We start from the raw sequence: 26,281 nt of genomic DNA, 5'->3' as shown, positions 1-26,281 counted from the left end.
TCGCTCGCATCGCCTTATCAGGGCGACATCGAGTGGCCCCCGATTCGGAGGCACCCCGTCGCCTCCTCGCTCGTATGCATTGCGCAAAGGCGCGGACACGGGCAATCTGATCAGTCCCGGAGTCCATAGACGTACTCGGAAGGGCACTAATGTCTGACACCAAAATCACGCAGGAGGCCCCTCCGAAGAGGGCCGCCGACACGGAGCGCGCGCGAAGCGCGGCCAACAACCCGCGCACCACCCGGATCGTCGTGGCCATCGCGGCGATCCTGATCGTCGCCCTCTTCCTGTTCATGGTCACCCGGCCTGCGGCCGAGACGAGGCCGACGACGCTCGGCTTCTCGCTGAACAGCTTCTTCATCTGGCTCGGGTCGATGGGCCCTATCGTGCAGATCCCCGTCGTGCTGATCGTGTTCGGCGCCGTCGTCGGGCTGATCCTGCTCCTGATCGAGTATGCCCCCCGCTACGGCCGTGGCTACTTCTGGCTGCGACTGATCGCGTGCTTCGCTATCCCGATCATCGCGTTCATGCTGCTGCGCCCGTACCAGAACGCCGTCATCTACGTGCTGGCGATCGCGGTGCTGCTGGGGGCCATCCTCTTCTACGCCGACTACCGGTCGCAGCAGGGTGCGGGCTACCTGTTCCAGCTCGTCATCTTCTCGGCGCCCGCGGCGATACTCCTGCTGATCGGCCTCATCTACCCGGCGATCGCCACCTTCATCCAGTCGTTCTTCGACAAGACCGGTGCGAACTTCGTCGGCATCGACAACTACCAATGGGTGTTCACCAACCCCGAAGGTTTCTGGTCGGTCATCAACACGATCATCTGGGTGCTGGTCGCACCGGCTTTCGCCACGGCCGTGGGCCTGGCCTACGCCGTGTTCATCGACCGCGCCCGCGGTGAGAAGTTCCTCAAGATCCTGATCTTCATGCCGTTCGCGATCTCGTTCGTCGGTGCCGGCATCATCTGGAAGTTCATGTACGACTACCGCCAGGGCCAGCAGATCGGACTCCTCAACGCGATCGTCGTGGCTTTCGGCGGGCAGCCCGTCTCGTGGCTGGATGCCCAGCCGCTCATCAACAGCCTGCTGCTGATGGTCGTGTTCATCTGGTCGCAGACGGGTCTGGCGATGGTCATCCTCTCCGCCGCGATCAAGGCGGTGCCGTCGGAGCAGGTGGAGGCCGCCGAACTCGACGGCACGAACGCCTGGCAGCGGTTCATCAACGTGACCGTGCCCGGAATCCGCTCGTCGATCGTCGTCGTGGTGACCACCGTGGCCATCGGGGCGCTGAAGATCTACGACATCGTCGCCGTCATGACCGGCGGCAGGGCGAACACCACCGTGCTGGCCTTCGAGATGGTGAACCAGCAGCAGCGGTTCCAGAGCTACGGGCACTCCGCGGCCCTCGCGGTCGTGCTGTTCGTCTTCGTGATCCCGCTCATCGTCTTCAACATCGTCCAGATCAGGAAGCAGAGGGAAGTGCGATGACCATCGAGGTAATCGAGCCTGTCCTCGACCAGCGCACCGCGCGCCAGGTCGCGCGCGACACCCGCAAGCACGAGGCGACGGCGCAGAAGCGCCTGACGTCGAAGGGCGCCACGATCGCGGCCGTCGCGATCGCCTTCCTCTGGACGATCCCGACCTTCGGCCTGTTCGTGACCTCCTTCCGACCCGGTGCTGATTCGCAGACCACCGGCTGGTGGACGGTGTTCACGAATCCCGACTTCACCCTCGGCAACTACCAGGCCGCCCTCACCGCCGGCGGAACGGCGCTGACCCTGGGGGAGTCGTTCCTGAACTCGCTGGCGATCACGATCCCCGTGGTGTTCTTCGCCCTCGCCGTGGCGTCACTGCTGGCGTACGCGTTTGCATGGATCGACTTCAAGGGCAAGAACATCGCGTTCGTCGCGGTGTTCGCGCTCCAGATCGTTCCACTGCAGATGGCCCTCGTGCCGCTGCTGAGCCTGTTCTCGAGGGGGCTCACGGTCAACGGCGTGACGATCTTCCCCGGCTTCGATCTGCGCGACGTCGACCACAGCTTCGCGACGGTATGGATCGCTCACACGATCTTCGCGATCCCGCTCGCGGTCTTCCTGCTGCACAACTTCATCGCCGAGATCCCGAGCGAGGTCATCGAGGCTGCGCGTGTGGACGGTGCCGGCCACGGCCAGATCTTCTTCCGGATGATCCTTCCCCTGGCGGCTCCGGCCCTCGCGTCCTATGCGGTGCTGCAGTTCATCTGGGTGTGGAACGACCTGCTGGTGGCGACCATATTCGCGCCCTCGTCCTCCCTCCCGATGACGCAATCGCTCAACTCGCTCTCGGGCACGTGGGGCAACCAGTGGTACCTCCAGTCGGCCGGTACGTTCCTGTCGATCCTCGTCCCGCTGATCGTCTTCTTCGCCCTCCAGCGGTTCTTCGTCCGGGGCCTCCTCGCGGGAGCGACGAAGGGGTAGCGTCCCGTCAGATCGCGGTCGAACCATGCCGTCACCCGAAGCCGCCATCGCCTAGGGTGGCGGCATGGATGCCTCGACCGCCGCGACCGTCGACCGCGACGAATGGGTCGACCCGACGATCGGCCTGACCGCCGCTCAGGTTCAGGAGCGGACCGACTCCGGCCGAACGAACGCGTACAAGGCGGATTCCAGCCGCAGCGTCTGGAACATCGTCAGGGCCAACGTCTTCACCCTGTTCAACGGCATCGTCTTCGTCTGCTTCTTCATCCTGTTCCTGCTCGGCCGATGGCAGGATGCGCTCTTCGGACTCGCCGCCTTCGCGAACGCGATCATCGGCTGCGTGCAGGAGTTCCGGGCCAAGGCCGCGCTCGATCGCCTCGCCCTGCTGAACGCCCCACAGGCGCGGGTGCGTCGCGACCGCGTAGAGTCCGAGATCACGCCGAGTACCGTCGTGATCGACGACATCCTCGTGCTCCGCGCGGGCGACCAGGTTCCGGCCGACGCGACCATCGTCGACAGCCGCGCCCTCCAGATCGACGAGTCGATGCTGACCGGCGAGTCGGATGCGGTCGACAAGAAGCCCGACGACGATGCGCTTTCGGGCTCGGTCGTCGTCGCGGGCGAGGGCGATGCGCGCGTCGTCCGCGTCGGCGCCGACTCGTACGCCAACAAGTTCGCCGACGAGGCGAAGAGGTTCTCGCTCGTCTCGTCCGAGCTGCGCACTTCGATCAACCGGGTGCTGAAGTTCATGAGCTGGGCGATCGGGCTGATCGGTCTGCTCGTCTTCAACGCGCAGGTCATGGTGGCCGGCGGATACGTCCTCGCGTGGGAGAGCGGCCAGTGGGTGCAGGCCGTGGTCAACACGATCGCCTCGCTGACCGCCATGATCCCGCTCGGCCTCGTGCTGATGACCTCGATCGCGTTCGCGGTCGGCGCGGCCAAGCTCGCGTCGCAGCAGGTGCTCGTGAACGAGCTGCCCGCGGTGGAGGGGCTCGCCAGGGTCGATGTGATCTGCCTCGACAAGACCGGCACCCTGACCGCGGGCGACATCGAGTTCGACGCCGTGCGCGAGCTTCCCGGCGCCGCAGGCGGGTGGGAGCGCGTGCTCGCCTGGTACGGCTCGGCCCCGGATGCGAACGCGACCGCGCGGTGCCTGCGCGAGCCGTATCCGGTGACCGATGCGCTCACCCCGGCCGCCGGCATCCCGTTCTCATCCGCCCGGAAATGGAGCGCGGTCTCATTCGCAGGAGGCGGCGCCGTCGCGGGCACCTGGGTGCTCGGCGCGCCCGAGATGGTGTTCGGCGACGATGCGTCCGACCCCACGAGCACCTTGGGCGGCATCGTCACGGCGCTGGCATCGACCGGCAAGCGCACCCTGGTGCTGGGGCACTCCGTCGTCACGCTCTCGCCGGCCGATGTGGAGGGCGAACGGCTGCCAGGCGCGGTCGCCGCAGTGGCGGTGCTGACGTTCCGCGAGCAGGTGCGACCGGATGCCGCGCAGACACTGGAGTACTTCCGCCGGCAGGGGGTCGGCATCCGCATCATCTCGGGCGACAACCCGCGCACGGTTGCGGCGATAGCGCGCGACCTCGGGCTGGATGTCGCCGAAGGTTTCGATGCCCGCAAGCTCCCCTCCGACGAGAAGGAGCTCGGCGAGGTGCTCGACCGGCACACGGTGTTCGGGCGGGTCACGCCCGATCAGAAGAAAGCGATGGTCCTCGCCCTGCAGGCCAGGGGCCACACCGTCGCGATGACCGGCGACGGCGTGAACGATGCGCTCGCGATCAAGACCGCCGACATCGGGATCGCGATGAATTCCGGGTCGGCCGCGACCAAGGCCGTTGCGCGCCTCGTGCTGCTCGACGGGCAGTTCTCGCACCTCCCCGACGTCGTGGCCGAAGGCCGCCAGGTCATCGCGAACATCGAGCGCGTCTCGATGCTGTTCCTCACCAAGACGGTCTACGCGACGGGCCTGGCGATCCTCTTCGGGGTGCTCGTGATGGAATTCCCGTTCCTGCCGCGCCAGCTGTCGATCACCGACGGTCTGACGATCGGCATCCCGGCGTTCTTCCTGGCCCTGCTGCCGAACACGCAGCGTTACATCCCGGGGTTCCTGCGCAGGTCGCTGTCGTTCGCGATCCCCGCCGGCATCGTCATCGCGATCGCCCTCACGCTGTACACGCGCGGGGCGATGGCTCTGAACGTGCCGGAGCCCGAATTGCGCACCGGGGCCACCATCATCCTGGCCGTCGTCGGCATCTGGGTGCTGACCGTGCTGTCGCGTCCGATCACACGCGTGAAGGCCCTCGTGATCGGCGCGATGTTCGTGGCCCTGATCGGCGTGTTCACGATTCCGCTCCTGACGCAGTTCTTCCAGCTCGTCGACCCCGGCCGCGACGCGTCGTATCTGGTCGCCTTCATCACCGTGGTCACGATCGCCGCGATCGAGGTCGTGCGCTTCTTCCACCGCCGCTTCGTGGCCCGATCGATCGCCAGGGCGACCCCCTCACCCGCGCTGACGCGGTGAGCTCAGGATGCCGGTGAGTCGGCGCCCTCGGTTGGTTTCGCGCGGAAATACCGTGCGCCCGGCGGCACCCACAGCACGACGATGACCAGCAGTTCGACGACCGTCTGCACCGCCGCCGTCACGTCCCACGTATCCGCGTCGATGATCGTGAGTCCGTGCAGGACGGTCTGGATGCCGAAGTAGACCGTGATCAGGACGCGCGCGAACCGACTGCCCCTGGACAGGCCTGACGCGATAGCGATTGTGAGCAGCCCGAGCAGGATGGTCGCCGCTCCCAGCAGCGACACCGTGAGGATCGCCTGATCGCCCTGCACGTCGTAGCGGCTGAGCAGGATCGTCAGGCCCAGGGCGGCATTGCCCAGGCCGCTGATGTAGACCACGACGATCGCGATCGTCACGATGACCGGACGCCGGAGCACCGGAGTGGCCCGCTCCGTCTGCGCGGTGCCGGTATCAGTGCCGGGGTCGGTCATCACGCGACAACTGTATCGCCGGGCATCACGCGCAGCGCAGGCGCGACTGCAGGAAGCGCATCGCATCGATCTCGGCGAGCTGGCCGGCCTTCATCGCCGCGGCCACTTCGCGCACGCGCGCCTCGGCTCCGCGCGCCAGCACGGCATCCGCCATCGGGATGGCGCCTTCGTGATGGCGGATCATGAGCCCGAGGAAGAGGCAGTCGGCGGTCGCGCCGGTGGCACGCGCGAGTTCGGCGAGCTTGGCATCCGTCGCTATGCCCATCTCTGCGCGGAGCTCGGCGTCGCTCGTCGGGGTCGCGGCCGAACCGTGCCCGGGATGATCGGCGTCGGTCATCCACGACATGAGGGCGCCGCCGTTCTGGGGGAGGCCCCACGCGACCAGCCAGCCGAACATCTCACCCTTCTGGGCGGCCTGCGAGGTGGCGATGTCGTACGAGAGCGTCCGCAGCTGGTCATCGGTCGTCTTGCGGTAGATCTGCATCGCCATGTCGACGGCCTGCGCGTGGTGCACCTGCATGTCGCGGGCGAAGCCGGCGTCGGCCGAATCGGATGCCAGAGTCGCAGGAGCGCCCGCGCCGAACGCGGTGAAGCGGCCGATCGCGAACGCCACGGCGGCGATCGCGATGCACGCGATCAGCACGAGCGGCCAGCGGCGGCGACGCGGCGTGGTCGTGCCGTCGCTCCCTGAGGCGCCGCCGGCCGCAGAGGTGCTGTCGGCCACTGCCTCGCTCTCGCTCACGTCGCCCTACTGCTTGCCCGGGCCGTCGACCGCGCCGGTGCAGAGCGCGTTCGGCTCGGGCACCGTCTGACTGCGCCAGTACTCCTCGAAGAACGCGGGGATGCGGGCATCCGTCGCCGAATCGATCGTGAGCTGGTGGTTCCAGCCGCTGAGCACGATGGGCGAGTCGAGCCCTTCGTAGGGCGAGAGGATCACGTAGCTAGATGGAAGCTGCTTCTTCAGCGCCGAGAGGTCGTCACCGGAGATCTGAAACGAGTCGTAGGTGACCCAGATCGCGCCGTGCTCGAGGGAGTGCACCGCATTCTCGTTGGTCTGAGGCTGGTCGTAGATGCCGCAGTTGAGCCAGTACGGGTTGTGGGGGCCGCCGGCGGGCGGCGACTGCGGGTAGTCCACCGTGCCCTGGACATGCTCGGAGGTGTTCGTGTACGTCTCGACACCCTCGATCACCGTTCCGGTACCGCCACTCGAGTACGTCGTCGGCGGCGGGGGCGCGAAGATGAAGGATGCCGCGACCAGCGCCGCGACAATGATCGCGGCGGTACCGCCGACGACCCACCAGACGATCTTTCCGCGCCGGCGCTTGGCGAGCTGCTTCTGGTACTCGGCCAGCTTCTGCTGCCTGGCCTGTTCGCGCTGCTCTTTCGCGGATGCCGCGATCTTCGCCTGGGTGGCGGGGTTGCCGCTTGCGCGCGGGGTCGGCGTGGAGCCGCCCTTTCCGGCGGGTAGGTTCGGGGTCATCTGCGTGGCCTCGTTCGTCGAATCGGGCAGTCGGGGCGGGCAATCGGGTAAGTCGGGTCGGTCGGATCGGGACGGGGATTCGGCGGCCGGGGTCCGAGACGGGATCGGACTCTTCGAGCCTAAGCGAGTGCGTCCGAGAAAGGCCTGGACGGCCGGCGTTGGCTGCGACCGGCCGCGATACGGCAAATCGGCCATCGCGGGGCGGCGCAGCATTCGATAGGATAGAAGTCCGAATCGATTCGACGGTGCCCGATCCGTCTCTCCCGCCGCCCTCCGCCTTTCTGCGCCCCGCGGCATCTGCCCCGAAACCGAAGTGACTGGCCCGTGCTCGACACCGCATCCATCCCCACCGCCCCTCCCACGGACGCCGGCACCGACGTGCGGTCCGCTCCCGAGCCCCGCACCGGCGCGATCCGCACGGGCGCGATCCGCACCGGCGCGATCCGCACCGGCGCGATCCGCACGCTCGGCTCGAACCCGGCCACCGCGCCGATCATGCTGCACCCCGGGGATGCGATCTCGAACGCCCGGCGCGTGGTCTACATCGTCCTGCTCGGGGCGCTCACCGCGCTCGGCCCGTTCACGGTCGACCTCTATCTGCCGGCGTTCCCCGTGCTCGAGGCGGATTTCCAGACGACCGCCGCCGCGATCCAGCTGACGCTGACCGGAACGATGCTCGGGTTCGCCCTCGGGCAGCTGATCGTCGGCCCGCTCAGCGACAAGGTCGGTCGCCGCATCCCGCTCCTGTCCGTCACCGCGCTGCACGTCGTGGCCAGCACCGCGGCCGCGCTCGCGCCGACCCTGATCATGCTCGGCGCCGCGCGCGTGTTCATGGGCATGGGGGCAGCGGCGGGGGGTGTCGTGGCGATGGCGATCGTGCGCGATCTGTTCGGCGGCCGGCGGCTCGTCGTGATGCTGTCGCGCCTCGCGCTCGTCTCGGGCGTCGCGCCCGTGATCGCCCCGCTCATCGGCTCGGCCCTGCTCGCGGTCATGCCATGGCGCGGCATCTTCGTCGTGCTCGCGATCTACGGCGGGCTGATGCTGACCTTCTCGCTCTTCCTCCTGCCCGAGACCCTCCCGAAGGCCCGCCGCGGCGGGGGTCCGGGTACCTCGGTGCTGCAGCGCTATCGGAGCGTGCTCTCGGATCGCGTGTTCATCGGCGTGCTCATCGTCGGCGCGATGTCGTTCAGCGGTCTGTTCTCCTACCTCTCCAGCTCGTCGTTCCTGTTCCAGGTCACGTTCGGGTTCGACGCACAGCAGTACGGCCTGCTGTTCGCGGTGAACTCGCTCGGCGTCGTCGGCGGCGTTCAAGTCGCGTCGCGGCTCGCCGCGCGTTTCGGGCCGCAATGGGTGATGGCCTACTCGACGGGCCTGATGCTCGTCGCCTCGACCGCGATCATCGTGCTGGATCAGCTCGGCGCCGGCATCTGGGGCGTCATAGTGCCGCTGTTCGTCTTCGTGACGGCGTTCGGCTTCACGATGCCGTGCGTGCAGGTGCTCGCCCTCGACCGTCATGGCAAGGCGGCCGGAACCGCCGCATCGCTCATCGGGGCGACCAACTTCGGCGTCGCCGCCCTCATCTCGCCGATCGTCGGCTCGATCGCACGGGATGCCGGAATCACGGCCAGCACGATGGCTGTCGTCATGGTCGGCTGCGGCGTCGTCGGCGTGACTGCCCTGTGGGCGGTCGTCCGGCCGCGCACCATCGGGCTGCTCACCCCGTAGGTCGCCTCAGCGCACGGGCTGGAGCACGAACAGGCGGACGACCCGCCCGGACGAGCGCTCATACTCCCGATAGCCGGGCCACTGCCGTTCGATGCGCGCCCAGACGGCGTCGCGCTCGTCGTCGGGCACGCGCGTGGCGCGCACGTTCATGTGCTTTCCGCGGACCGTGATCGCGGCATCCGGGTGAGCGATGAGGTTCGTCGACCAGGCAGGATGCCTCCCATCCGCGAAGTTCGACCCGGCGACGATCGCGCGTCCTCGCCCGTCGGGCGTGTACATGAGCACGGCGTCGCGTGGCTCGCCCGACTTCGCGCCACGGGTGTGCAGCACGAGCGACGGCACCAGGATCGCGCTGACCTGCACCCTGCCGTTCGTCACCCTCGCGAGGAAGCGTTCGAGAGGTGGCAGCACCGCGGGAGCCCAGCGGCGGAAGAGGCGGGTGTGGGTGAGCGGGGCGACGACCCGGCGCACGATGTCGACGATGGCTGGCACGACCCCATTGTCACCCGCGCCGGGCGATCCGCGGGAGGGCTGGCATGATGACGAGATGGATGCTGCAGCCCGCCTCACCCGACGGACCGAGCTGTGGGTGGGCATCGGTCTGCTCGTCGCCGCGACCGCGCTGGGTGCCGAGATCTTCTTCCTCCGGGGAAACGCGCCGTTCGCCGTCGACGCGTGGTGGAACCAGCTGCTGTTCCTCTCGCGCAACGACGCCCTGCTGGCACTGTCGTATGCCATGAACTGGCTCGGCGGGGGATGGTTCGGAATCATCGGGGTGCCGGTGATCGTCGTCGTCGTGCTGCTGCTGCTGCGAAAGCCCTGGTCGGCGGTGTACTTCGTGGCCGCGGTCGCCGGCAGCGCCGTGGTGGTGCAGCTTCTCAAGCACACGTTCGGAAGGGCACGCCCGGAAGACATTGTCGTCGTGTCGGACTACGGCTCATTCCCGTCGGGGCATGTGGCCAACGCCACGACCATCGCCGTCGTACTGTTCGTGATCTTTCCTCGCCTCTGGGTCGAGATCGTCGGGGCGGCGTGGGTGGTGCTGATGGCGTTCTCGCGCACGTATCTCGGCGCGCACTGGCTCAGCGACACGCTCGGCGGCGCGCTCGCCGGAGCCGGGGCTGCGCTGCTGCTCGCTGCGGCGTTCGGATCGCTGATCGCGCGCGAGCGCGACGCCCGGATGCCGCGCCCCACGCTCGAGCCGCACCCGCCGATCTAGGCTGTGGGCATGACTGCGCCTGAGCCCTCCGATCCCGCTGTCGATCCCGCTGTGGCTGCTGCCGAGGCAGAACTGGCGAGGCTCCAGGCCGAAGCCGACGCCGCCGAGGCGCAGCTGAAGGCCGCGCAGGCACGAGCCGCGCTCGCCGCAGCCCAGGCCGAGGCCGCCAAGGCGAAGGTCGGCGGGGCAGCCCCGGCCGCCGAGCCCGCGTCGGTCGGTGAGACGGCTGCGGTCGCTGAGCCCGTCGAAGCGTCGCAGCCTGCGGCCGCCCCGTCGGCACCCTCGGAGAACGAAGGGCCGCTGGACGCCGAGCAGATCGCCGCGATCGTCAAGGGATACACCTTCGAGGCGACAACGCTCGACCTCGGGGCCCTCATGAACGGCGAACCCGTCGCCGACGCCCAGATCCGCATCCCGCTCGGAATGATGAACCGGCACGGCCTGGTCGCCGGCGCGACCGGAACCGGGAAGACCCGCACGCTGCAGGGGCTGGCCGAGCAGCTCGCGGCCAAGGGAGTGCCGGTGTTCGCGGCCGACATCAAGGGCGACCTGTCGGGAGTCGCGACCCCGGGAGAGGCGAGCGACAAGCTGCTAGCCCGCACACGCGCGATCGGGCAGGAGTGGACGCCCGAGGCATCCGTCACCGAGTACTTCGCCCTGGGCGGCATCGGGAAGGGCGTGCCCGTCCGGGCGACGGTCAGCGGGTTCGGCCCGCTGCTGCTGAGCAAGGTGCTGGGGCTCAACGAGACGCAGGAGTCGAGCCTCGGGCTCGTCTTCCACTACGCCGATGCGAACGGCCTTGCACTCGTCGACCTGTCTGATCTGCGTGCGGTGCTGAGCTATCTCACGAGCGACGAGGGCAAGGGCGAGCTGAAGAACCTCGGCGGCCTGTCTCCCGCGACGGCCGGTGTCATCCTGCGCGAGCTCATCACCTTCGCCGACGGCGGGGCGGACGTGTTCTTCGGCGAGCCGGAATTCGTGGTCAGCGAATTCCTGCGCATCGCCCCCGATGGCCGCGGCATCATCAGCCTGCTGGAGGTACCGGGGGTCGCCGACAAGCCCGCGCTCTTCTCCACCTTCCTCATGTATCTGCTCGCGGAGCTGTTCGAGCTGCTCCCCGAGGTCGGCGATCTCGACAAGCCGAAGCTGGTGTTCTTCTTCGATGAGGCCCACCTGCTCTTCAAGGACGCGTCGAAGTCGTTCCTGTCGGCGATCACGCAGACCGTGCGCCTGATCCGCTCGAAGGGCGTCGGGGTGTTCTTCGTCACGCAGACCCCCAAAGACGTGCCGTCCGACGTTCTCGCCCAGCTCGGATCGCGGGTGCAGCACGCGCTGCGCGCGTTCACCCCGGATGATGCGAAGGCGCTGCGCGCGACCGTCGGCACGTATCCCCGTTCTGGCTACGACCTCGAGCGCGTGCTGCAGGAACTCGGCACCGGCGAGGCCATCGTGACGGTCATGAGCGAGAAGGGGGCGCCGACTCCGGTCGCGTGGACCCGCCTGCGTGCGCCTCAGGGACTCATGTCGCCGACACCGGATGCCGCGATCGACGCCGCGGTCGCTGCATCCCCCCTCATGTCCACGTACGGGACCGCGATCGACCGCGAGTCAGCGCGCGAGATCCTCACCGCGCGGATGAATGCCGCCGAGCAGGCCGCCGCCGCTGAGGACGCCGCGCTGGCGCAGGCGAAGGCGGATGCCGAATTCGCGAAGCAGCAGGCCGCGGTAGACAAGGCGCAGGCCGCCGCCGACAAGAAGGCTCAAGCCGAGTACGACCGGCTTCTCAAGAAGACTTCGGGCACGACGCGCACGACCCGCTCCGCTCAGAAGTCGCCGATCGAGCAGGTCCTGAATTCGAAGTCGACGCAGACCATCCTCAACGGCGTGATCCGCGGTCTGTTCGGCAACGGCAGACGCTGAGCCGCGTCACCGGGTGCGATGGCACCGGGTTTCCACTGAGCACCGGCCCCTGTGGGGCCGCCCGCGCATAACATGTGGTCATGGCGAAGCGGCCCCCTGCAGCAGACATCGACGAGACGAAGCTACGTCTCACGGCGACCAAGAAGGTCGCCGTCGGCGTACCCGCGGTACTGCACGCGCTGAAGATCTCGAACGATCAGATGGGCATCACCCGCAGCGTCCAGGCGTTGCGGCGGGTCAACCAGAAAGACGGCTTCGACTGCCCGGGGTGCGCGTGGCCCGAGGAGGACAAGCGGCACCTCGCGGAATTCTGCGAGAACGGAGCGAAGGCCGTTGCCGAAGAGGCGACGACCCGGGCGGTGACGCCCGAGTTCTTCGCGGAGCATTCGATCGACGAACTGCGCGGGCACGACGACTGGTGGCTGGGGCAGCAGGGGCGGCTCACGCATCCGATGATCCTCGACAGAGCTGATCAAGGCGGCGGCGCGACGCATTACCGGCCGATCTCGTGGGATGACGCCTTGGGCGAGGTGGCCGCCGCGCTGCGGGGCCTCGCTGACCCCGACGAAGCGATCTTCTACACGTCCGGCCGCACGTCCAATGAGGCGGCCTTCCTCTACCAGCTGCTCGTGCGCGGCCTCGGAACCAACAACCTTCCCGATTGCTCGAACATGTGTCACGAGTCGTCGGGGTCGGCGCTCACCGAGACGATCGGAATCGGCAAGGGGACGGTGTCGATCGAAGACATCCACGCCGCCGAGCTGTTGATCGTGGCGGGTCAGAACCCCGGCACCAATCACCCGCGCATGCTCAGCGCGCTCGAGAAGGCGAAGCAGAACGGCGCGAAGATCATCGCCGTGAACCCCCTTCCCGAAGCGGGATTGATGCGGTTCGAGAACCCCCAGACCGTGCGCGGTGTCGCGTTCGGCGGTACGAAGCTCGCCGACCAGTTCGTGCAGATCCGGCTCGGCGGCGATCAGGCGCTGTTCCAGGCGATCGGCAAGCATCTGCTCGAAGCCGATGCGCAGAGCGTCACGGGCGATGTGCTCGACCGCGACTTCATCGCCGCGCACACCAGCGGTTTCGAGGCGTATCGGGATGCCCTGGCCGACGTATCATGGGCCGAGCTGGTGACCGCCACCGGCGTGCCCGAGAGCGAGCTGCGCGAAGTGGGCGAGGCGGTGCGCATTTCGAACGCCACGATCGTCTGCTGGGCGATGGGGCTCACGCAGCACAAGCACTCGGTGCCCACTCTCCGCGACGTCGTGAACGTGCTCCTCCTGCAGGGGAACATGGGCAAGCCGGGCGCCGGCGTGTGCCCCGTGCGCGGCCACTCCAACGTGCAGGGCGACCGCACGATGGGCATCTACGAGAAGCCGTCCGAGGATTTCCTCGACGCCCTCGACGCCGAGTTCGGCTTCGCATCGCCCCGCGAGCACGGTTACGACACGGTGGCCGCGATCCGCGCGATGCGCGACGGCCGCGCCCGGTTCTTCATGGGCATGGGCGGCAACTTCGTCAGCGCCACGCCCGATACCGCGGTGGTCGAGGCGGCGATTAGCACACTCGACCTGACCGTGCAGGTGTCGACCAAGCTCAACCGGTCGCATGTCGTGACCGGGCGACGAGCGATCATTCTGCCTACTCTCGGCCGTACCGACCGCGATCGTCGCGGGGGGCGCGAGCAGCGCGTCTCGGTCGAAGACTCGATGGGGGCGGTGCACTCCTCTCGCGGGCGGCTCTCGCCCCCGTCGGACGAGATCCTCAGCGAGGTGGCGATCGTGTCGAGGCTCTGCGCGCTCGTGTTCGGCTCGGATGCTGGGGCCCGGCCCACCCCGTCGAGCGCGACCCCGAGCCCGACTCCCAGCGCTGTCGAGGTCGACCTCGGCAACCCCCATCGCCGCGCCGATGAGGAGGCCGAGGGTCCTGACCCGGCGGGGCTCCAGCATCCCGCCAACGTTCCCCACGCCGACTGGGCGGCGCTCGAGGCGGACTACAGCCTCATCCGCGGCCACATCGCCGCCGTCATCCCTGGTTTCGAGGACTACGACGAGCGGATCGACAAGGGGCGCACGTTCATCCTGCCCAACGGTCCGCGCGACGAGCGTCGATTCGCGACAGAGGACGGTCTTGCCCGCTTCACGGTCAACGGACTCGAATATCCGCACATCCCGCCAGGGCGCCTGCTGTTGCAGACGCTGCGCTCGCACGACCAGTACAACACCACTATCTACGGCAAGGACGATCGCTACCGCGGTATCCACGGCGGGCGGCGCGTGGTCATGGTCAACGCGCGCGACATCGAGCAGCTCGGGTTCACTGAGGGCGACATCGTCGACCTCGTCTCGGAGTGGCGCGATGGCGTCGAGCGTCGAGCCGAGGAATTCCGCATCGTCGCGTACTCCACCCCGCGGGGCAACGCCGCAGCGTACTACCCCGAGACCAACGTGCTGGTGCCTCTGGATTCGACCGCCGACGTCAGCGGTACGCCCACCTCGAAATCCGTCATCATCCGGCTCGAGCGCCGACGCGCCTGATCGAATACGGCTCGATCAGGCGTGCGCTTGCCACTCCGCGGCGAGCGCTGTGATCTGGGTCACTGCGCGGCGCACGTCCTCACGGGTGCCGCCTGCCCTGCCGGCCGCGAGGCCGGCCACGAAGGCGCTCAGCGGCGCGGCCGGGCGGGCCACGCCGTTCGCGACGTCACGCGCGAGATCGAGGATCAGCGAGATCGGGATGTCGCCTTCTTCGAGGCCGAGCAGGGTCTGCAGGGCCGCCGACCATTCGTCCAGCGCCGCGGGGGGCAAGTGTTCGCTCACGGGTCTCTCCTTTTCGCGTCCACGCGTCGTGCTTCGGTCAGATCGTCCCACGTGTCGATATCGAAGGTGGGGTCGTCATCGAAAGTGCAGTCGTCGAAAGTGGAGGCGGACCCGGGATGATCGGATGCCGGTACCCGCGTGAGCGCCAGTTGCGCGAGCAGCGACTTCACGGACGCATCCTCGCCTCCGCGAGGGAGATCTGCGGCGGCGGCCCGTAGCGCGTCGGTGCGATACAGCCCGATCAGCCACTGGCTGTGACCCGTCGCATCGACCAGACACGCTCCGTCGCCCTCGAACGGCGCACCGCACAGGAGCTGCACCGCGACCGCCACGTTCGGCAGGTCGCACGCGAGCACGAGAGTGCGCGAGGCAGTCACGTGCGGGAGGGCGGCGATGATCGCCGCGACCGGACCCCCGAAGGGGGGATCCTCCCTCACCCACGTGACAGCAGCCGGCTCGACGGCGGGGCTGACGGTGGGTGCGACGGAGGGTCGTGCGGCGGGCCCGACGGCGACGATCGGATGCGCCCCGACCGCACCCGCGGCGGCGATCGCGGCATCCAGGAGCGTCCTGCCGCCGACTTCGAGCCGGGGCTTGTCGATCCCGCCCATCCGTGCGCCACGGCCCCCCGCGAGCAGGATCGCGGAGATCTCATTCATGGATGTCATTCATGCTGCGCCATTCATGAGGCGTGCTCTGTCATGAGAACAGCATGACGTCGACGATGTCGCCGGCCATCACTTCGGTGATGTCCGCCGAGACGACGGCGTAGCCCTCGGCGCGCGCAAGTTTCGCAGCGCGCTGCGATCCGCGGGTGGCAGCAGGGGCGACGCCGCCGTCGACGAGCACGACCGGCAGGTACTGCCGGCGGTTGCTCGGCGACCGCCAGCCTTCCGCGGCGGGCAGGCGCAGCATCCTGCGCTCGATCTGTGTGCGTCCCTGCATCGCCAGCAGTGCGGGGCGCACGAACACCTCGAAAGACACTGCGGCGCTGTTCGGATTTCCCGGAAGACCGAACAGCAGCGGGTCGCCGGCCGCGAACCCCTGCGGCCTGCCCGGTTGCATCGCCACCTGCACGAAGGTCATCTGCGCGAGCGCTGTTCTCACGACCTCGAAGGCCCCGGCGCTCACCCCGCCCGAGGTGATGACCGCATCCGCCCCGCGGGCTGCCGCGTCGTCGATCGCGCGGCGGAGGTCGTCGTCGACGTCGCCGACCGACCTCCGCAGAACCACCTCGGCACCGCCGCCCTGCGCCAGCATCGACAGCAGCAGTGAGTTCGACTCGGGGATCTGCCCGCGACGCATCGCGGATCCGGGCGCGACGAGTTCGTCCCCTGTCGCGATGACGGCCACCCGCGGCCGGCGGCTGACCGACACCACCGGGATGTTGGCCGCGGCGATCGCGGACAGTTGCAGCGGCCCGAGCTGGGCGCCCTGGGCGACGAGTTCGGTGCCGGTGCGGCCGTCCTCGCCGCGGCGGCGGATGTGAGCGCCGATACCGCGCGGCGCCTTCACCACGCTCGCAACGACCAGCGAGTCGGCCAGGCCGTCGGCGGTCGATTCGAAAGGAACGACGGTGTCGGCACCCGCTGGAAGCGGTGCCCCGGTCATGATGCGCACCGCCTCACCGGCTCGGCACACGGGTTGCCGCGCGCTGCCCGCCGGGAGGTCGTCCACGACGCGAAGAAGAATGGGGGATGCCGCGCTCGCGGCCGCGACATCCGCGAACCGGACCGCGAATCCGTCCATGGCCGAGTTGTCGAACGGCGGCAGGTCGACGGCGGAGTGGACGGATCGGGCGAGCGTGCTGCCGAGCGCGTCGTCGAGCGGGAGCGTGACGACGTCGAGGCGCCGCACGGCGGCCAGGATCGTCTGCCGATGTTCGGCGACGGTGGTCATGGCGCGCTCTTGTGAGTCGGTCACGGCATCCGGGTGTGCACGGAAAGCCATAAGCGCCAGGCTACCTGCCACCGCGGTGCGGGCGCGGTCGCCTTGGGCGGGGGCGCAGGATCGCGGCGCCACGGCCGATTACAAACATTTTATCGACGAAAAGGCTGCGCAAAACCTTACGATGGTGGTATTTATGTTCTAGACTGGCGGTATGTTCTTTGATCCGGCGCTCCCTCCCGACCCGCTGGGGCCGGAGTCTGCGGACGACGCCGAGTCGCGTGACCGGGCGGCGTGCGATGCCCCTGACACGTTGGATCATCTGATCGAGATCGCAGACATGGCGACGATGCAGGCCGCGCAGCGGCTGATCGGTGCGGATGCGCTCCGCCGCGAGGCGGTCGCCGACGCCGCCCGCTACGGCCGAGCGCTCACGGAGGTGGTGGAGCGGTCGGTGCGGCTCGAGATCGCTGCGGCCCTGCGCATCACCGAGGGTGAAGCCGGCGGAATGCTGGCGATGGGTGAAGCGCTCGTGGGCCGATACCCGACCGTGCTCGATTCGTTCGCGAGTGCTCGGATGACGGAGCGGCATGCTCATTCGCTGGTCGAGGCCCTCGATGCGGTCGAGCCGGAGTTCCACGCGCAGCTCGTGCCCGCGGCGATCGGGTTGGCCGAGACGCAGCCCGTCGGCACCTTCCGCCGAAAGCTGCGTGCGCTGATCGATACGGTTCGCGCCGCGACCCTCACGGAGCGGCACGAAGAAGCCGTCCGTCGCCGCCGGGTCGTGCTCCAGCCCGATCAAGACGCGATGACGTGGGTGATGACGCTCATGCCCGCCGTCGAGGCGCAGGCGATCTGGGCGAGGGCTACCGCCATCGCGAAAGTGATCCTCGGCCGCGAGGGCGAGACGAGGACGCTCGACCAGATCCGCGCCGACGTGATCGCCGACCTGTTGATCGAGGGTGACACCGAGCTGTTGCCGCCCGACGCGCGGGGGATCCGCGCGACCGTTGCAGTGACCGTCCCCGTGCTCGCGCTGCTGGATCACGCGCCAGAGGGCACGGAGCCCGCTGTGGTCGAGGGCGTCGGACCGATCCCGATCGAACGGGCCCGCGAACTGTGTGGGGCGGCGGATGGGTGGATGCGGGTGCTCACCCATCCCGAGACGGGCATGGTCCTCTCGGTCGGACGTGACCGATACCGGCCTCCACCGGGCCTCCGGCGGCTGGTGAAGTGGCGCGCCGACCGGTGCATGGCGCCGGGATGCGGCATCCCTGCCTCTCGATGCGAGATCGACCATCGTGTTGCGTGGGAGGAAGGCGGACAGACGAGCCTCGGCAACCTGAATCCGTTCTGCACCGGCCACCACGCCATGAAGCACCACGGCGGATGGGTCATCCGCGACGTCGGCGGAAGCTACGGCGCGGTCGAGTGGATCTCGCCTGCGGGAAGGCACTACGTCGTCGAGCCCGAGCGGAGAGTGCCCATGTTCCGGACGGTGCCGGACGACGGCCCGCCGCCCTTCTGACCAGGGTGGTTTCTGAGACGGAGGAGTCCGTCATGGCGCGAGAGCCGGCAATCGGATCCGCCGCGGGCTCACGCGCGTAGGCTGACGACATGGGTCGGATCACCGTCCGGCGGCCCGTGACGAAGCTCACGCTGGGCGCCGAAGCATCACGCCGCGCCGACACGCTCGCCGTCGAGGAGCCCCTCGAGATTCGCGTCGGGGGCCTGTCGCTCGCCGTCACGATGCGCACGCCCGGCAACGACGTCGAGCTGGCCGCCGGTTTCCTGGTGTCGGAGGGAGTGATCTCGGCCGGAGAGCAGTTCCGGTCTGCGATCCACTGCGGCGGTCCAGGAACGGGCGGTACCGGAACGGGCGGCACGTTCGCGAGCATCTCCGTCGGTGCGCCGGCAGAGGGCAATACGTACAACATCCTCGATGTGACCCTCGCGCCCGGCGTCCGCCCACCAGATCCGGAATTGGCCCGCGCCTTCTTCACCACGAGTTCGTGCGGACTGTGCGGAAAGGCATCGATCGACGCCGTCGAGACCGTGTCGACCTATGACGTCTCCGTCGATGAGGTCACCGTGCATGCTGCAACCCTCACGACCTTCCCCGACGCGCTCCGCGCACAGCAGGCGGTGTTCGACAAGACCGGCGGGCTTCACGCCGCCGCGTTGTTCGACGCGGTATCCGGCGAACTGCTGGTCCTGCGCGAAGACGTCGGCAGGCACAATGCGGTGGACAAGGTGATCGGCTGGGCGGTCCTCAGCGACCGCCTGCCGCTGCGCGGCGTCGTGCTGCAGGTATCGGGGCGCGCGAGTTTCGAACTCGTTCAGAAAGCCGTGATGGCCGGCATCCCGATCCTGGCGGCGGTATCGGCCCCCTCTTCCCTTGCCGTGGAACTCGCTGCGTCGGCGGGCCTGACGCTGATCGGATTCCTGCGCGGCTCATCGATGAACATCTATGCGCGCGAGGATCGCGTGATCGACGCATCGTCAGGCTCAGCGACTCACGTCTTGACCCCGGCCTCGGACGCCGGGCTCGAACCCTCACCGGGCATCAACTGAGGTCAACCCCCATCCCGGCCGCAGCCGCGAGACGTAAGGTGCGAACATGACAGATCTCACCGCCCCCACCGGCCGCGAAGAGCAGCTGCGCGCAGTGCCCCGGGCGGACGGCACCGCCCCGCGCGCGCTCGTGTTCGGCTCGACCGGGTACATCGGAGGGCGCCTGGTGCCCCGGCTGCTCGCCGCCGGGTACCGCGTCCGCGTCCTCGCGCGCGACCCCGCCCGCGTTGCCGTCTACGAATGGGGCGACGACGTCGAGGTGGTCTCCGGCGACGCGCAGGACGAGGCATCCGTCCGCGAAGCGGTGCAGGATGTCGATGTCCTGTACTACCTCGTCCACTCGATGTCGGCGGGGAAGGACTTCGAGCAGACCGATCACGACGCGGCCACGAACATCGCGGCGGCCTCTGCCGCAGCATCCGTCCGACGCATCGTGTATCTGGGTGGCCTGCACCCCGACGACGCGAAGCTGTCGCCCCATCTTCGTTCGCGGGTGGAGGTCGGCGAGATCCTGCTCGCCTCGGGCGTGCCGACACTCGTGCTCCAGGCAGGCGTGGTGATCGGGTCGGGCTCGGCGTCGTTCGAGATGGTGCGGCACCTCACCGAAGTGCTCCCGTACATGCCGGCGCCGAAGTGGGTGCGCAACCACATCCAGCCGATCGCCGTCCGCGACGTCATGTACTACCTGCTCGGCGCGGGGCGCATCGAGCGCGACGTCAACCGCGCCGTCGACATCGGCGGGCCCGACGTGCTGCGCTACGGACAGATGATGAACGGTTACGCGGTCGAGGCGGGGCTCCGCCAGCGCGCCATCGCGGCGCTCCCCGTGCTGACCCCTCGCCTCGCCTCGCACTGGGTGAACCTCGTCACACCCGTGCCGCGGGCGATCGCCCGACCGCTCGTGGAGTCGCTGCAGAACGACTGCGTCATGAAGAACCACGACATCGACGAGCTCATCCCGCCGCCCGCCGAAGGGCTCACGCCGTATCGCCGCGCGGTCTCGCTCGCGCTCGGACGCGTCCGCGACGACGACATCGAGACGAGCTGGCAGGATGCCGAGGTCCTGGGTGTGCCGAGCGACCCGCTCGCGAACGACCCCGACTGGGCAGGACGCACGGTGTTCACCGATGTCCGGACCGCCCAGACGACCGCGACGCCGGAGTCGCTGTGGAAGGTCATCCAGGCGATCGGCGGCGAGAACGGCTGGTACTCATCACCGCTGCTGTGGGCGGTGCGCGGATGGATGGACAGACTCGTCGGCGGCGTCGGGCTCGCGCGGGGCCGCCGCAGCCGCGCGCGGCTGAGCGTGGGCGACGCGCTGGACTTCTGGCGTGTAGAGGCGATCGAGCAGGGGAGCCTGCTGCGCCTGCGGGCCGAGATGAAGGTTCCCGGCAGCGCGTGGCTCGAACTGAGGGCGACCCCGACCGCCGACGGGTCGACCTACGACCAGCGCGCCGTCTTCTTCCCGCTCGGGCTGGCCGGCCGGCTGTACTGGCTCGCGGTGCTGCCGTTCCACGGATTCATCTTCCGCGGCATGGCCAATCGCATCACCGCGGCCGCCGAGCAGATCACGGCCGATGAGGTGACCGAGCGGGCCACCACGCCTGCGGCTGAGTCGGTCGCTGAGCCTGTCGAGCCGGTCGCTGAGCCTGTCGAGCCGGTCGCTGAGCCGCTCGAGCCGGTCGCTGAGCCTGTCGAAGCGTCGGGAACCTAGGCTGGGGCCATGCCCCACGCTCACGCGCACGATGCGCACGCGCACGACGGTCACCACGCTCACGCGCCGCGGGTCGCCGTCGCGATCACGGTGTCGGACAGATCGGCGGCAGGGGAGCGCGACGATCGCAGCGGCCCCGCCGTGGTCGCGGCACTCCGCGGTGCGGGCTATTCATCCGGCGACGCGGTCGTGGTGCCCGACGGTGCCGACAGCGTCGCGCAGGCGCTTCGCGCGGCGCTCGCCGACGGTGCCCGGCTCGTCGTCACGACCGGGGGCACCGGCCTGTCGCCGCGGGATCACACCCCCGAGGGCACACGCGAGGTGCTGACTCGCGAGATCCCGGGCATCGCGGAAGAGCTCCGCCGCATCGGCGCCGCCGAGAAGCCGGCAGGGATGCTGTCGCGCGGCCTCGCCGGGGTCGTCGACGCGTCCGGCGGCGCGGCGGGGGCGCTCGTCGTCAACCTTCCCGGGTCGCCCGCGGCCGTGGCATCCGGAATGCCCGTCATCCTCTCGGTCGCCCGGCACGTGATCGATCAGCTCGACGGGTCGGATCACTGATGGGCGCCGAAGTCCGTCTCGCGCGCATCAGCGCCGCGACCCTCGTGCTGCAGGAGCATCTGGACGCGGTCGACGATGCGACCGCGGGCGCCGTCACGACTTTCGTCGGGCGTGTGCGCGACCACGATCCGGATGCGGCCGGGGCCGTCGTCGCCCTCGAGTACACCGCGCACCCCGACGCCGAGCAGACGCTGCGGACCATCGCCGAGCGCGTCGGAGCGGATTCGGAGGCACTGGTGGCGGTCAGTCACCGGTTGGGGCGGCTCGAGGTCGGCGACGCGGCCGTCGTGATCGCGGTGGCCGCATCGCATCGTGCGGAGGCGTTCGAGGTCTGCCGTGCGGTGATCGAGGCGATCAAGACCGATCTGCCGGTGTGGAAGCGCCAGATCGAGGCCGACGGCACGACGGCGTGGAAGGGCCTCGGCGGCTAGGTCCGCACTACCCTCCGGCGAACGGCGGAAGCACGTCGATCACATCGTCGGGTGTGAGCGCGCGCGCGTCGTCGGTGCGTTCACCGGCCACGAGCACCGCGCAGCGCGGCAGGATGGCGGCCAGTGCGGGGTGCTCGGCGCTCAGCGCGAGGCGCAGTGCGCCGAGGGTGCGCTCGCCGCGCACCTCCTCATCGCGTCCGGCCGCCTCGCGGGCGGCGGCGAAATAGCGGACCAGTGCCATCGCTCAGGCCTCGCCCTGGCGCTGCCACGGACCGGACTTGCCGCCGGTCTTGGCGACGATCCGGACGTGTTCGATCGAGGTCGCCTTGTCGAGGCCCTTCACCATGTCGATGATCGCGAGGGCGGCGACCGAAACCGCCGTGAGCGCCTCCATCTCGACACCCGTGCGGTCGGCGGTGCGCACCGTGGCCTCGACGGTAACGCCCCCGTCTTCGACGACGAGGTCGACGGATGCTCCGTGCACGCCGATCACGTGGGCCAGAGGCAGGAGCGCGGGGGTCTGCTTGGCGGCCTGGATGCCGGCGATCCGCGCGACCGCGAGCACATCGCCCTTGGGCACCGAGCCGTCGCGGAGCGCGGAGACGATCGCAGGCGAGCACCGCACGAAGCCACGCGCCGTCGCCGAGCGCACCGTGGGCTGCTTGTCGGTGACGTCGACCATGCGGGCGTGACCCGCAGCATCCAAATGGGTGAAGCTCATGACAACAGCATGACATCGACGATGTCGCCGGGCGCGACCTCGTCGACGTCGGCCGCGACCACCGCAAGCGCCTCGGCCCGGGCGAGCCCGCCGGCCAGGTGCGAGCCCGAGCCGCCGGCTGTCGCGGGGCGCACGGTCCATCGCGACGGGTCGGTGCGATCGATCGCGGCGGGAAGGTACTGGCGGCGGACGGGTGGGGTGCGCCAGCCCTCCGCAGCCGGCAGCCTCAGCACCGCGCGATGGATCTCGGACCGCCCCTGCATCCTCAGCAGCGCGGGCCGCACGAACGCCTCGAACGACACCGCGACGCTGACGGGGTTTCCGGGGAGGCCGAACACCAGCATCCCGTTCGCGAGTCGCCCGAACGCCTGCGGCTTTCCCGGCTGCATCGCGACCCTGGCGAACTCGAGCTCGCCGCTGGACCCATCTCCTCGGCCGAACGTGTCTTTCACGACCTCATACGCCCCCGCGCTCACCCCGCCGGAGGTCACGAGCACGTCGGCGCCTCGGGCGGATGCCTCGGCCAGCGCGGATCGGAGCGCGTCGACGTCGTCGGCCACGCTCGTGCGCAGCACGATCTCGGCACCTGCCTCGGCGACGAGCGCGACGAGCAGCAGCGAGTTGGAGTCGGGGATCTGGCCGCGCTCGAGCGCCGACCCGGGCTCGACGAGTTCGGAGCCGGTCGAGACGATCGCGACCCGCGGTGCGCGCGTGACGACGAGGTCGGCGACGCCCGCGGCAGCGCACGCTGCGACCTGGAATCCGCCGAGCTCGATGCCGGGAGCGATGACCGCATCACCGGCCTCGGTGTCGCCCCCGCGACGCCGTAGGTAGGCGCCGAAGGCGGGCGCGACGACGACGATCACCTCGCCTGCCGTCCCCTCCAGTCCTCCCTCGGTGTCTTCGAAGGGCACGATCGAGTCGGCCGAGCTCGGCATCGCCGAGCCGGTCATGATCCGTGCGGCCTCGCCGGGGGCGAGCGCAGGATCGAGGGAGCTCCCGGCGGGGATGTCGGCGACGACCTTGAGTCGGACGGGGGAGTCGGATGCTGCAGACTTCACGTCTTCGTGGCGCACCGCGAAGCCGTCCATCGCCGAGTTGTCGAACGCCGGAATGTCGACCCGCGCGGTGACGGCCTCGGCGAGCGTGCGACCGAACGCCTCGGCGAGCGGGATGCGGACGCTCTCGACCGGCCGGACGGTGGCCAGGACCATGGCGAGCTGCTCCTCGACCGTGCGCAGGGGCGACGGGGTGCCGGCGGTCATCCGGTCACCGCGACCGGGGTCGTCCGCTCGGCGTCCCACGCATGCATGCCGCCGGCGAGCACGGTCGCCTCCACGCCCGCGGCCAGGAGCGCGGCGGCGGCGCGCCGCGCGCGCCCGCCCGCCGCGCAGACGACGAGCACCGGCCCGGGGGCCGCGGCCGCCGGGGCGGCGAGCAGGTCGGCCAGGGGAATCGAGACGGCTCCGTCGATCATCCCCGCGGCCAGCTCGACGGGCTCGCGCACGTCGATCACGCGCATGCCCGCGGCGATGGCCTCAGCCGCATCCGACACCGAGATCTCGGGGGGTGGCGGGGGTGCAGCATCCGCGACCTGTCGGGTGGGCGTCGTTGCGCTTCGGCGCAGCGCGACCTCGGACTGGCGGGCGTTCAGGCCGTCGATCACGAGCACGCGACCGATGAGGGGCTCGCCAATGCCGGCGATGAGCTTGATCCCCTCGGTCGCCATGAGTGCGCCGACCTGCAGGCACAGCGCGCCCAGCACACCGACCGCTTCGCAGGTAGGGGCATCGTCGGCGCTGCCGATCGGGTACAGGTCGCGGAGGAGGACCGGATCGCCGACCGTCGGGGTCGACCAGAACACGGTGACCTGAGCGTCGAACGACTGGATCGCGCCCCAGACGAGCGGGATGCCGAGCTCTTCGGTGGCGGCGGCGACCGCCTCGCGGGTCGGGAAGGTGTCGGAGCCGTCGAGCACGAGGTCGGCGCCGCGCAGGAGCGTGACGGCGTTCGCCGGGGTGAGGCGTTCGCGAACGGCGTTGACGCGCGTCTCGGGGGAGAGGCCGGCGGATGCCCGCTCGGCGCTCGCGGTCTTGGGGCGCCCGAGGTCGCCAAGGCTGTGCAGCACCTGGCGCTGCAGGTTCGAGAGCTCGACCACATCGTCGTCGATCACGGTGAGGGTGCCGACGCCCGCCGCGGCGAGGGCGAGGATCGCGGGAGAGCCGAGACCCCCGGCGCCGACGATCGCGACGTGCGCCGCGGCGAGGCGGCGCTGCCCGACCTCGCCGAGCGCGGCGAGCGACGTGTGCCGCGCTGTGCGGGCACGCTCGGCCTCGCTCAGCGCCTCGACCGGCGCGACCAGTGGGGGGATCGGCATCCTTTCAGGGTAGTCGCGCGACCCGGGACAGGGTCGGGGGTGCACTGCGATGTTCGAGGGTGCATTGCGAAGGTCGAGGGTGCATTGCGGGAATGGGGAGCAGATGCGGGGGAATTGCGACCCGAGGCCCGTACTTGCGGAGATAGGGTGGCCGTATGTCCTCGTACAAGATCTCAGAAGCCGCCCGTCTTCTCGGCGTGAGCGATGACACCGTGCGTCGCTGGGTCGATCAGGGCACGCTCGAAGCCACGGGTTCGTCGCCGGTACAGATCCCCGGTGAGGCGCTCGCCGCCCGAGCGATCGAGCACGTCAAGGCTCCCGCCGACCCCACCGACGTGCTCTCCAGCGCCCGTAACCGCTTCGTCGGGATCGTCACCCGCATCCAGATCGACACCGTCATGGCGCAGGTCGACATCCAGGCCGGGCCCCACCGGGTGGTGTCGCTCCTCTCTTCCGAAGCCGTCCGCGATCTCGGCCTCGAAGTCGGGTCGCTCGCCGTCGCGGTCGTCAAGGCCACCAACGTCATCGTCGAAACCCCGAAGGGCTGAGCCATGCGTCGTCGTCGCCCCCTCGTCGTGGCCGCCGCCGCGGTTTCGCTCCTCTTCGCCTTGGTGGGGTGCGCGTCCTCGGCGACCACCGGTTCGACCATCGGTTCGACCACCGCCCCGACGACCGAGCCGACCGCGAGCGCGACCTCGTCGCTCACCGGCGAGGTCACCGTCTACGCCGCCGCATCGCTGCACACGGCGTTCGACCAGATCTCGGCGGCGTTCGTCGCCGAGAACCCCGGGGTCACGCTCCCCCCGATCGTCTACGACGGATCGAGCACCCTCGCCACCCAGATCGTCGAGGGCGCGGGTGTGGACGTGTTCGCCTCGGCCGACCAGAAGAACATGGCGAAGGTGTCGGATGCCTCGCTCACGGCCGGCACTCCGGAGCTGTTCGCGACGAACACGCTCGTGATCGCGGTGCCGAAGGGCAACCCGGCCGGCATCACGACGCTGGCCGATCTCGCCGCTCCGGGAGCGACCGTCGTGCTGTGCGCTCCCGAAGTGCCGTGTGGCGCAGCATCCCAGAGTCTGCTCACCAATGCCGGCCTCACCGTGACCGCCGCCAGCCTCGAGCAGAACGTCACGGCCGTGCTGACCAAGGTCGCGGCAGGTGAGGCGGATGCGGGGCTCGTGTACGCAACCGACGTCATCGGAAACTCAGCGGTCGAATCGATCGTGCCCGACGGCGCCGCCGCGGTGATCAACAAGTACCCGATCGCGACGCTGAAGGCGTCGAAGAATCCCGACGCGGCAGCGGCGTTCCTGGCGTTCGTCACCGGACCGAAGGGGCAGCAGATCCTCGCCGATCTCGGCTTCGGCGCCCCGTGAGCCGGCCCTCGGTGAGAAT

General features: G+C 69.5%; 25 protein-coding genes. 14 read left to right on the top strand and 11 right to left on the bottom strand.

Annotation, left to right across the window (positions count from 1 at the left end; genetic code table 11):
* The first annotated feature begins 149 nt into the window (after positions 1–149).
* The 3 genes from ACFE6Z_RS10735 (at position 150) to ACFE6Z_RS10725 (ending at position 4,985) form a co-directional block, all read left to right on the top strand.
* Complete coding sequence (locus ACFE6Z_RS10735; RefSeq protein ID WP_375385683.1) at positions 150–1,490, top strand: carbohydrate ABC transporter permease; 1,341 nt, start codon at positions 150–152, stop codon at positions 1,488–1,490.
* Complete coding sequence (locus tag ACFE6Z_RS10730) at positions 1,487–2,458, top strand: carbohydrate ABC transporter permease (protein WP_375385682.1); 972 nt, start codon at positions 1,487–1,489, stop codon at positions 2,456–2,458. Before ACFE6Z_RS10735 ends, ACFE6Z_RS10730 begins: the two co-directional genes overlap by 4 nt.
* A 64-nt stretch (positions 2,459–2,522) precedes the next feature.
* Positions 2,523–4,985: an HAD-IC family P-type ATPase gene (locus tag ACFE6Z_RS10725; RefSeq protein WP_375385681.1), complete on the top strand. Its 2,463-nt coding sequence runs from the start codon at positions 2,523–2,525 to the stop codon at positions 4,983–4,985.
* A gap of 2 nt (positions 4,986–4,987) precedes the next feature.
* Here the strand turns inward: ACFE6Z_RS10725 and ACFE6Z_RS10720 are convergent, their stop codons facing one another.
* From ACFE6Z_RS10720 to ACFE6Z_RS10710, 3 genes are read right to left on the bottom strand one after another with little or no spacing between them, the layout of a single operon-like run.
* A complete protein-coding gene (locus ACFE6Z_RS10720) occupies positions 4,988–5,458 on the bottom strand; it encodes a hypothetical protein (protein ID WP_375385787.1) in 471 nt (156 codons plus the stop codon).
* Between the two features lie 25 nt (positions 5,459–5,483).
* Positions 5,484–6,200, bottom strand: a complete 717-nt coding sequence (locus ACFE6Z_RS10715) for a DUF305 domain-containing protein (RefSeq protein ID WP_375385680.1) — start codon at positions 6,198–6,200, stop codon at positions 5,484–5,486.
* Between the two features lie 6 nt (positions 6,201–6,206).
* Complete coding sequence (locus tag ACFE6Z_RS10710; protein WP_375385679.1) at positions 6,207–6,938, bottom strand: DUF3105 domain-containing protein; 732 nt, start codon at positions 6,936–6,938, stop codon at positions 6,207–6,209.
* 324 nt (positions 6,939–7,262) lie between these two features.
* On the opposite strand from ACFE6Z_RS10710, the gene ACFE6Z_RS10705 reads away from it, so the two are divergent.
* Positions 7,263–8,663, top strand: a complete 1,401-nt coding sequence (locus ACFE6Z_RS10705; RefSeq protein WP_375385678.1) for a multidrug effflux MFS transporter — start codon at positions 7,263–7,265, stop codon at positions 8,661–8,663.
* A 6-nt stretch (positions 8,664–8,669) separates the two neighbouring features.
* Here the strand turns inward: ACFE6Z_RS10705 and ACFE6Z_RS10700 are convergent, their stop codons facing one another.
* Entirely contained in the window at positions 8,670–9,155 is a 486-nt protein-coding gene (locus tag ACFE6Z_RS10700; protein ID WP_375385677.1) for a nitroreductase family deazaflavin-dependent oxidoreductase, read from the bottom strand.
* On the opposite strand from ACFE6Z_RS10700, the gene ACFE6Z_RS10695 reads away from it, so the two are divergent.
* From ACFE6Z_RS10695 to ACFE6Z_RS10685, 3 genes are all read left to right on the top strand, one after another.
* Positions 9,145–9,882: a phosphatase PAP2 family protein gene (locus tag ACFE6Z_RS10695; RefSeq protein ID WP_375385676.1), complete on the top strand. Its 738-nt coding sequence runs from the start codon at positions 9,145–9,147 to the stop codon at positions 9,880–9,882. The two genes, ACFE6Z_RS10700 and ACFE6Z_RS10695, sit on opposite strands and share 11 nt — an antisense overlap.
* 9 nt (positions 9,883–9,891) lie before the next feature.
* Positions 9,892–11,802 carry a helicase HerA-like domain-containing protein gene (locus tag ACFE6Z_RS10690; RefSeq protein WP_375385675.1) on the top strand — a complete coding sequence of 637 codons (1,911 nt, stop codon included), beginning with the start codon at positions 9,892–9,894 and terminating at the stop codon, positions 11,800–11,802.
* Positions 11,803–11,882: 80 nt separating this feature from the next.
* Positions 11,883–14,339, top strand: a complete 2,457-nt coding sequence (locus tag ACFE6Z_RS10685) for an FdhF/YdeP family oxidoreductase (protein ID WP_375385674.1) — start codon at positions 11,883–11,885, stop codon at positions 14,337–14,339.
* 15 nt (positions 14,340–14,354) lie between these two features.
* Here ACFE6Z_RS10685 and ACFE6Z_RS10680 read toward each other — a convergent pair whose 3' ends face one another.
* From ACFE6Z_RS10680 to glp (ACFE6Z_RS10670), 3 genes are read right to left on the bottom strand one after another with little or no spacing between them, the layout of a single operon-like run.
* Positions 14,355–14,621: a DUF6457 domain-containing protein gene (locus ACFE6Z_RS10680; protein ID WP_375385673.1), complete on the bottom strand. Its 267-nt coding sequence runs from the start codon at positions 14,619–14,621 to the stop codon at positions 14,355–14,357.
* Positions 14,618–15,280, bottom strand: a complete 663-nt coding sequence (locus ACFE6Z_RS10675; RefSeq protein ID WP_375385672.1) for a molybdenum cofactor guanylyltransferase — start codon at positions 15,278–15,280, stop codon at positions 14,618–14,620. Before ACFE6Z_RS10675 ends, ACFE6Z_RS10680 begins: the two co-directional genes overlap by 4 nt.
* 40 nt (positions 15,281–15,320) lie before the next feature.
* Complete coding sequence (glp, locus tag ACFE6Z_RS10670) at positions 15,321–16,571, bottom strand: gephyrin-like molybdotransferase Glp (protein ID WP_375385671.1); 1,251 nt, start codon at positions 16,569–16,571, stop codon at positions 15,321–15,323.
* A 151-nt stretch (positions 16,572–16,722) separates the two neighbouring features.
* On the opposite strand from glp (ACFE6Z_RS10670), the gene ACFE6Z_RS10665 reads away from it, so the two are divergent.
* The 5 genes from ACFE6Z_RS10665 (at position 16,723) to ACFE6Z_RS10645 (ending at position 21,785) form a co-directional block, all read left to right on the top strand.
* Positions 16,723–18,036 carry a DUF222 domain-containing protein gene (locus ACFE6Z_RS10665; RefSeq protein WP_375385670.1) on the top strand — a complete coding sequence of 438 codons (1,314 nt, stop codon included), beginning with the start codon at positions 16,723–16,725 and terminating at the stop codon, positions 18,034–18,036.
* 89 nt (positions 18,037–18,125) lie between these two features.
* Positions 18,126–19,082, top strand: coding sequence for a formate dehydrogenase accessory sulfurtransferase FdhD (gene fdhD / locus ACFE6Z_RS10660; RefSeq protein ID WP_375385669.1), 957 nt, complete (start codon positions 18,126–18,128; stop codon positions 19,080–19,082).
* A 46-nt stretch (positions 19,083–19,128) separates the two neighbouring features.
* Positions 19,129–20,796: an SDR family oxidoreductase gene (locus ACFE6Z_RS10655; protein ID WP_375385668.1), complete on the top strand. Its 1,668-nt coding sequence runs from the start codon at positions 19,129–19,131 to the stop codon at positions 20,794–20,796.
* 9 nt (positions 20,797–20,805) lie between these two features.
* Positions 20,806–21,354 (top strand): molybdenum cofactor biosynthesis protein B, encoded by a 549-nt coding sequence (locus ACFE6Z_RS10650; RefSeq protein ID WP_375385667.1) that lies wholly within the window; start codon positions 20,806–20,808, stop codon positions 21,352–21,354.
* A complete protein-coding gene (locus tag ACFE6Z_RS10645; RefSeq protein WP_375385666.1) occupies positions 21,354–21,785 on the top strand; it encodes a molybdenum cofactor biosynthesis protein MoaE in 432 nt (143 codons plus the stop codon). Before ACFE6Z_RS10650 ends, ACFE6Z_RS10645 begins: the two co-directional genes overlap by 1 nt.
* A gap of 7 nt (positions 21,786–21,792) precedes the next feature.
* Here the strand turns inward: ACFE6Z_RS10645 and ACFE6Z_RS10640 are convergent, their stop codons facing one another.
* The 4 genes from ACFE6Z_RS10640 to ACFE6Z_RS10625 are packed head-to-tail and all read right to left on the bottom strand — an operon-like array spanning position 21,793 to position 24,883.
* Positions 21,793–22,026 (bottom strand): MoaD/ThiS family protein, encoded by a 234-nt coding sequence (locus ACFE6Z_RS10640; protein ID WP_375385665.1) that lies wholly within the window; start codon positions 22,024–22,026, stop codon positions 21,793–21,795.
* 3 nt (positions 22,027–22,029) lie between these two features.
* Positions 22,030–22,506, bottom strand: coding sequence for a cyclic pyranopterin monophosphate synthase MoaC (gene moaC, locus ACFE6Z_RS10635; protein ID WP_375385664.1), 477 nt, complete (start codon positions 22,504–22,506; stop codon positions 22,030–22,032).
* A complete protein-coding gene (glp, locus tag ACFE6Z_RS10630) occupies positions 22,503–23,771 on the bottom strand; it encodes a gephyrin-like molybdotransferase Glp (RefSeq protein WP_375385663.1) in 1,269 nt (422 codons plus the stop codon). The genes moaC and glp (ACFE6Z_RS10630) overlap by 4 nt, the downstream gene beginning before the upstream one ends.
* Positions 23,768–24,883 carry a ThiF family adenylyltransferase gene (locus tag ACFE6Z_RS10625; RefSeq protein WP_375385662.1) on the bottom strand — a complete coding sequence of 372 codons (1,116 nt, stop codon included), beginning with the start codon at positions 24,881–24,883 and terminating at the stop codon, positions 23,768–23,770. The genes glp (ACFE6Z_RS10630) and ACFE6Z_RS10625 overlap by 4 nt, the downstream gene beginning before the upstream one ends.
* Positions 24,884–25,038: 155 nt before the next feature.
* On the opposite strand from ACFE6Z_RS10625, the gene ACFE6Z_RS10620 reads away from it, so the two are divergent.
* Both ACFE6Z_RS10620 and modA read left to right on the top strand, forming a co-directional pair.
* The gene (locus ACFE6Z_RS10620; protein ID WP_375385661.1) at positions 25,039–25,431 is read left to right on the top strand and encodes a molybdopterin-binding protein; all 393 of its coding nucleotides are present in this window, start codon (positions 25,039–25,041) and stop codon (positions 25,429–25,431) included.
* Positions 25,432–25,434: 3 nt separating this feature from the next.
* Positions 25,435–26,262, top strand: a complete 828-nt coding sequence (gene modA, locus ACFE6Z_RS10615; RefSeq protein ID WP_375385660.1) for a molybdate ABC transporter substrate-binding protein — start codon at positions 25,435–25,437, stop codon at positions 26,260–26,262.
* The last annotated feature ends 19 nt before the right edge of the window (positions 26,263–26,281 follow it).

It is taken from the genome of uncultured Microbacterium sp. (genome assembly GCF_964244775.1).
Classification (GTDB): domain Bacteria; phylum Actinomycetota; class Actinomycetes; order Actinomycetales; family Microbacteriaceae; genus Microbacterium.
Note: the sequence above shows the minus strand (reverse complement) of the source record. Positions and strands in the feature narration are given on the sequence as shown.

Coding starts and splice junctions, on each gene's coding strand:
- ACFE6Z_RS10735 (WP_375385683.1), top strand. CDS start 150: ATGTCTGACACCAAAATCACGCAGGAGGCCCCTCCGAAGAGGGCCGCC.
- ACFE6Z_RS10730 (WP_375385682.1), top strand. CDS start 1,487: ATGACCATCGAGGTAATCGAGCCTGTCCTCGACCAGCGCACCGCGCGC.
- ACFE6Z_RS10725 (WP_375385681.1), top strand. CDS start 2,523: ATGGATGCCTCGACCGCCGCGACCGTCGACCGCGACGAATGGGTCGAC.
- ACFE6Z_RS10720 (WP_375385787.1), bottom strand. CDS start 5,458: ATGACCGACCCCGGCACTGATACCGGCACCGCGCAGACGGAGCGGGCC.
- ACFE6Z_RS10710 (WP_375385679.1), bottom strand. CDS start 6,938: ATGACCCCGAACCTACCCGCCGGAAAGGGCGGCTCCACGCCGACCCCG.
- ACFE6Z_RS10695 (WP_375385676.1), top strand. CDS start 9,145: ATGGCTGGCACGACCCCATTGTCACCCGCGCCGGGCGATCCGCGGGAG.
- ACFE6Z_RS10690 (WP_375385675.1), top strand. CDS start 9,892: ATGACTGCGCCTGAGCCCTCCGATCCCGCTGTCGATCCCGCTGTGGCT.
- ACFE6Z_RS10685 (WP_375385674.1), top strand. CDS start 11,883: ATGGCGAAGCGGCCCCCTGCAGCAGACATCGACGAGACGAAGCTACGT.
- ACFE6Z_RS10675 (WP_375385672.1), bottom strand. CDS start 15,280: ATGAATGAGATCTCCGCGATCCTGCTCGCGGGGGGCCGTGGCGCACGG.
- glp (WP_375385671.1), bottom strand. CDS start 16,571: ATGGCTTTCCGTGCACACCCGGATGCCGTGACCGACTCACAAGAGCGC.
- ACFE6Z_RS10665 (WP_375385670.1), top strand. CDS start 16,723: ATGTTCTTTGATCCGGCGCTCCCTCCCGACCCGCTGGGGCCGGAGTCT.
- fdhD (WP_375385669.1), top strand. CDS start 18,126: ATGGGTCGGATCACCGTCCGGCGGCCCGTGACGAAGCTCACGCTGGGC.
- ACFE6Z_RS10655 (WP_375385668.1), top strand. CDS start 19,129: ATGACAGATCTCACCGCCCCCACCGGCCGCGAAGAGCAGCTGCGCGCA.
- ACFE6Z_RS10650 (WP_375385667.1), top strand. CDS start 20,806: ATGCCCCACGCTCACGCGCACGATGCGCACGCGCACGACGGTCACCAC.
- ACFE6Z_RS10645 (WP_375385666.1), top strand. CDS start 21,354: ATGGGCGCCGAAGTCCGTCTCGCGCGCATCAGCGCCGCGACCCTCGTG.
- ACFE6Z_RS10640 (WP_375385665.1), bottom strand. CDS start 22,026: ATGGCACTGGTCCGCTATTTCGCCGCCGCCCGCGAGGCGGCCGGACGC.
- moaC (WP_375385664.1), bottom strand. CDS start 22,506: ATGAGCTTCACCCATTTGGATGCTGCGGGTCACGCCCGCATGGTCGAC.
- glp (WP_375385663.1), bottom strand. CDS start 23,771: ATGACCGCCGGCACCCCGTCGCCCCTGCGCACGGTCGAGGAGCAGCTC.
- ACFE6Z_RS10625 (WP_375385662.1), bottom strand. CDS start 24,883: ATGCCGATCCCCCCACTGGTCGCGCCGGTCGAGGCGCTGAGCGAGGCC.
- ACFE6Z_RS10620 (WP_375385661.1), top strand. CDS start 25,039: ATGTCCTCGTACAAGATCTCAGAAGCCGCCCGTCTTCTCGGCGTGAGC.
- modA (WP_375385660.1), top strand. CDS start 25,435: ATGCGTCGTCGTCGCCCCCTCGTCGTGGCCGCCGCCGCGGTTTCGCTC.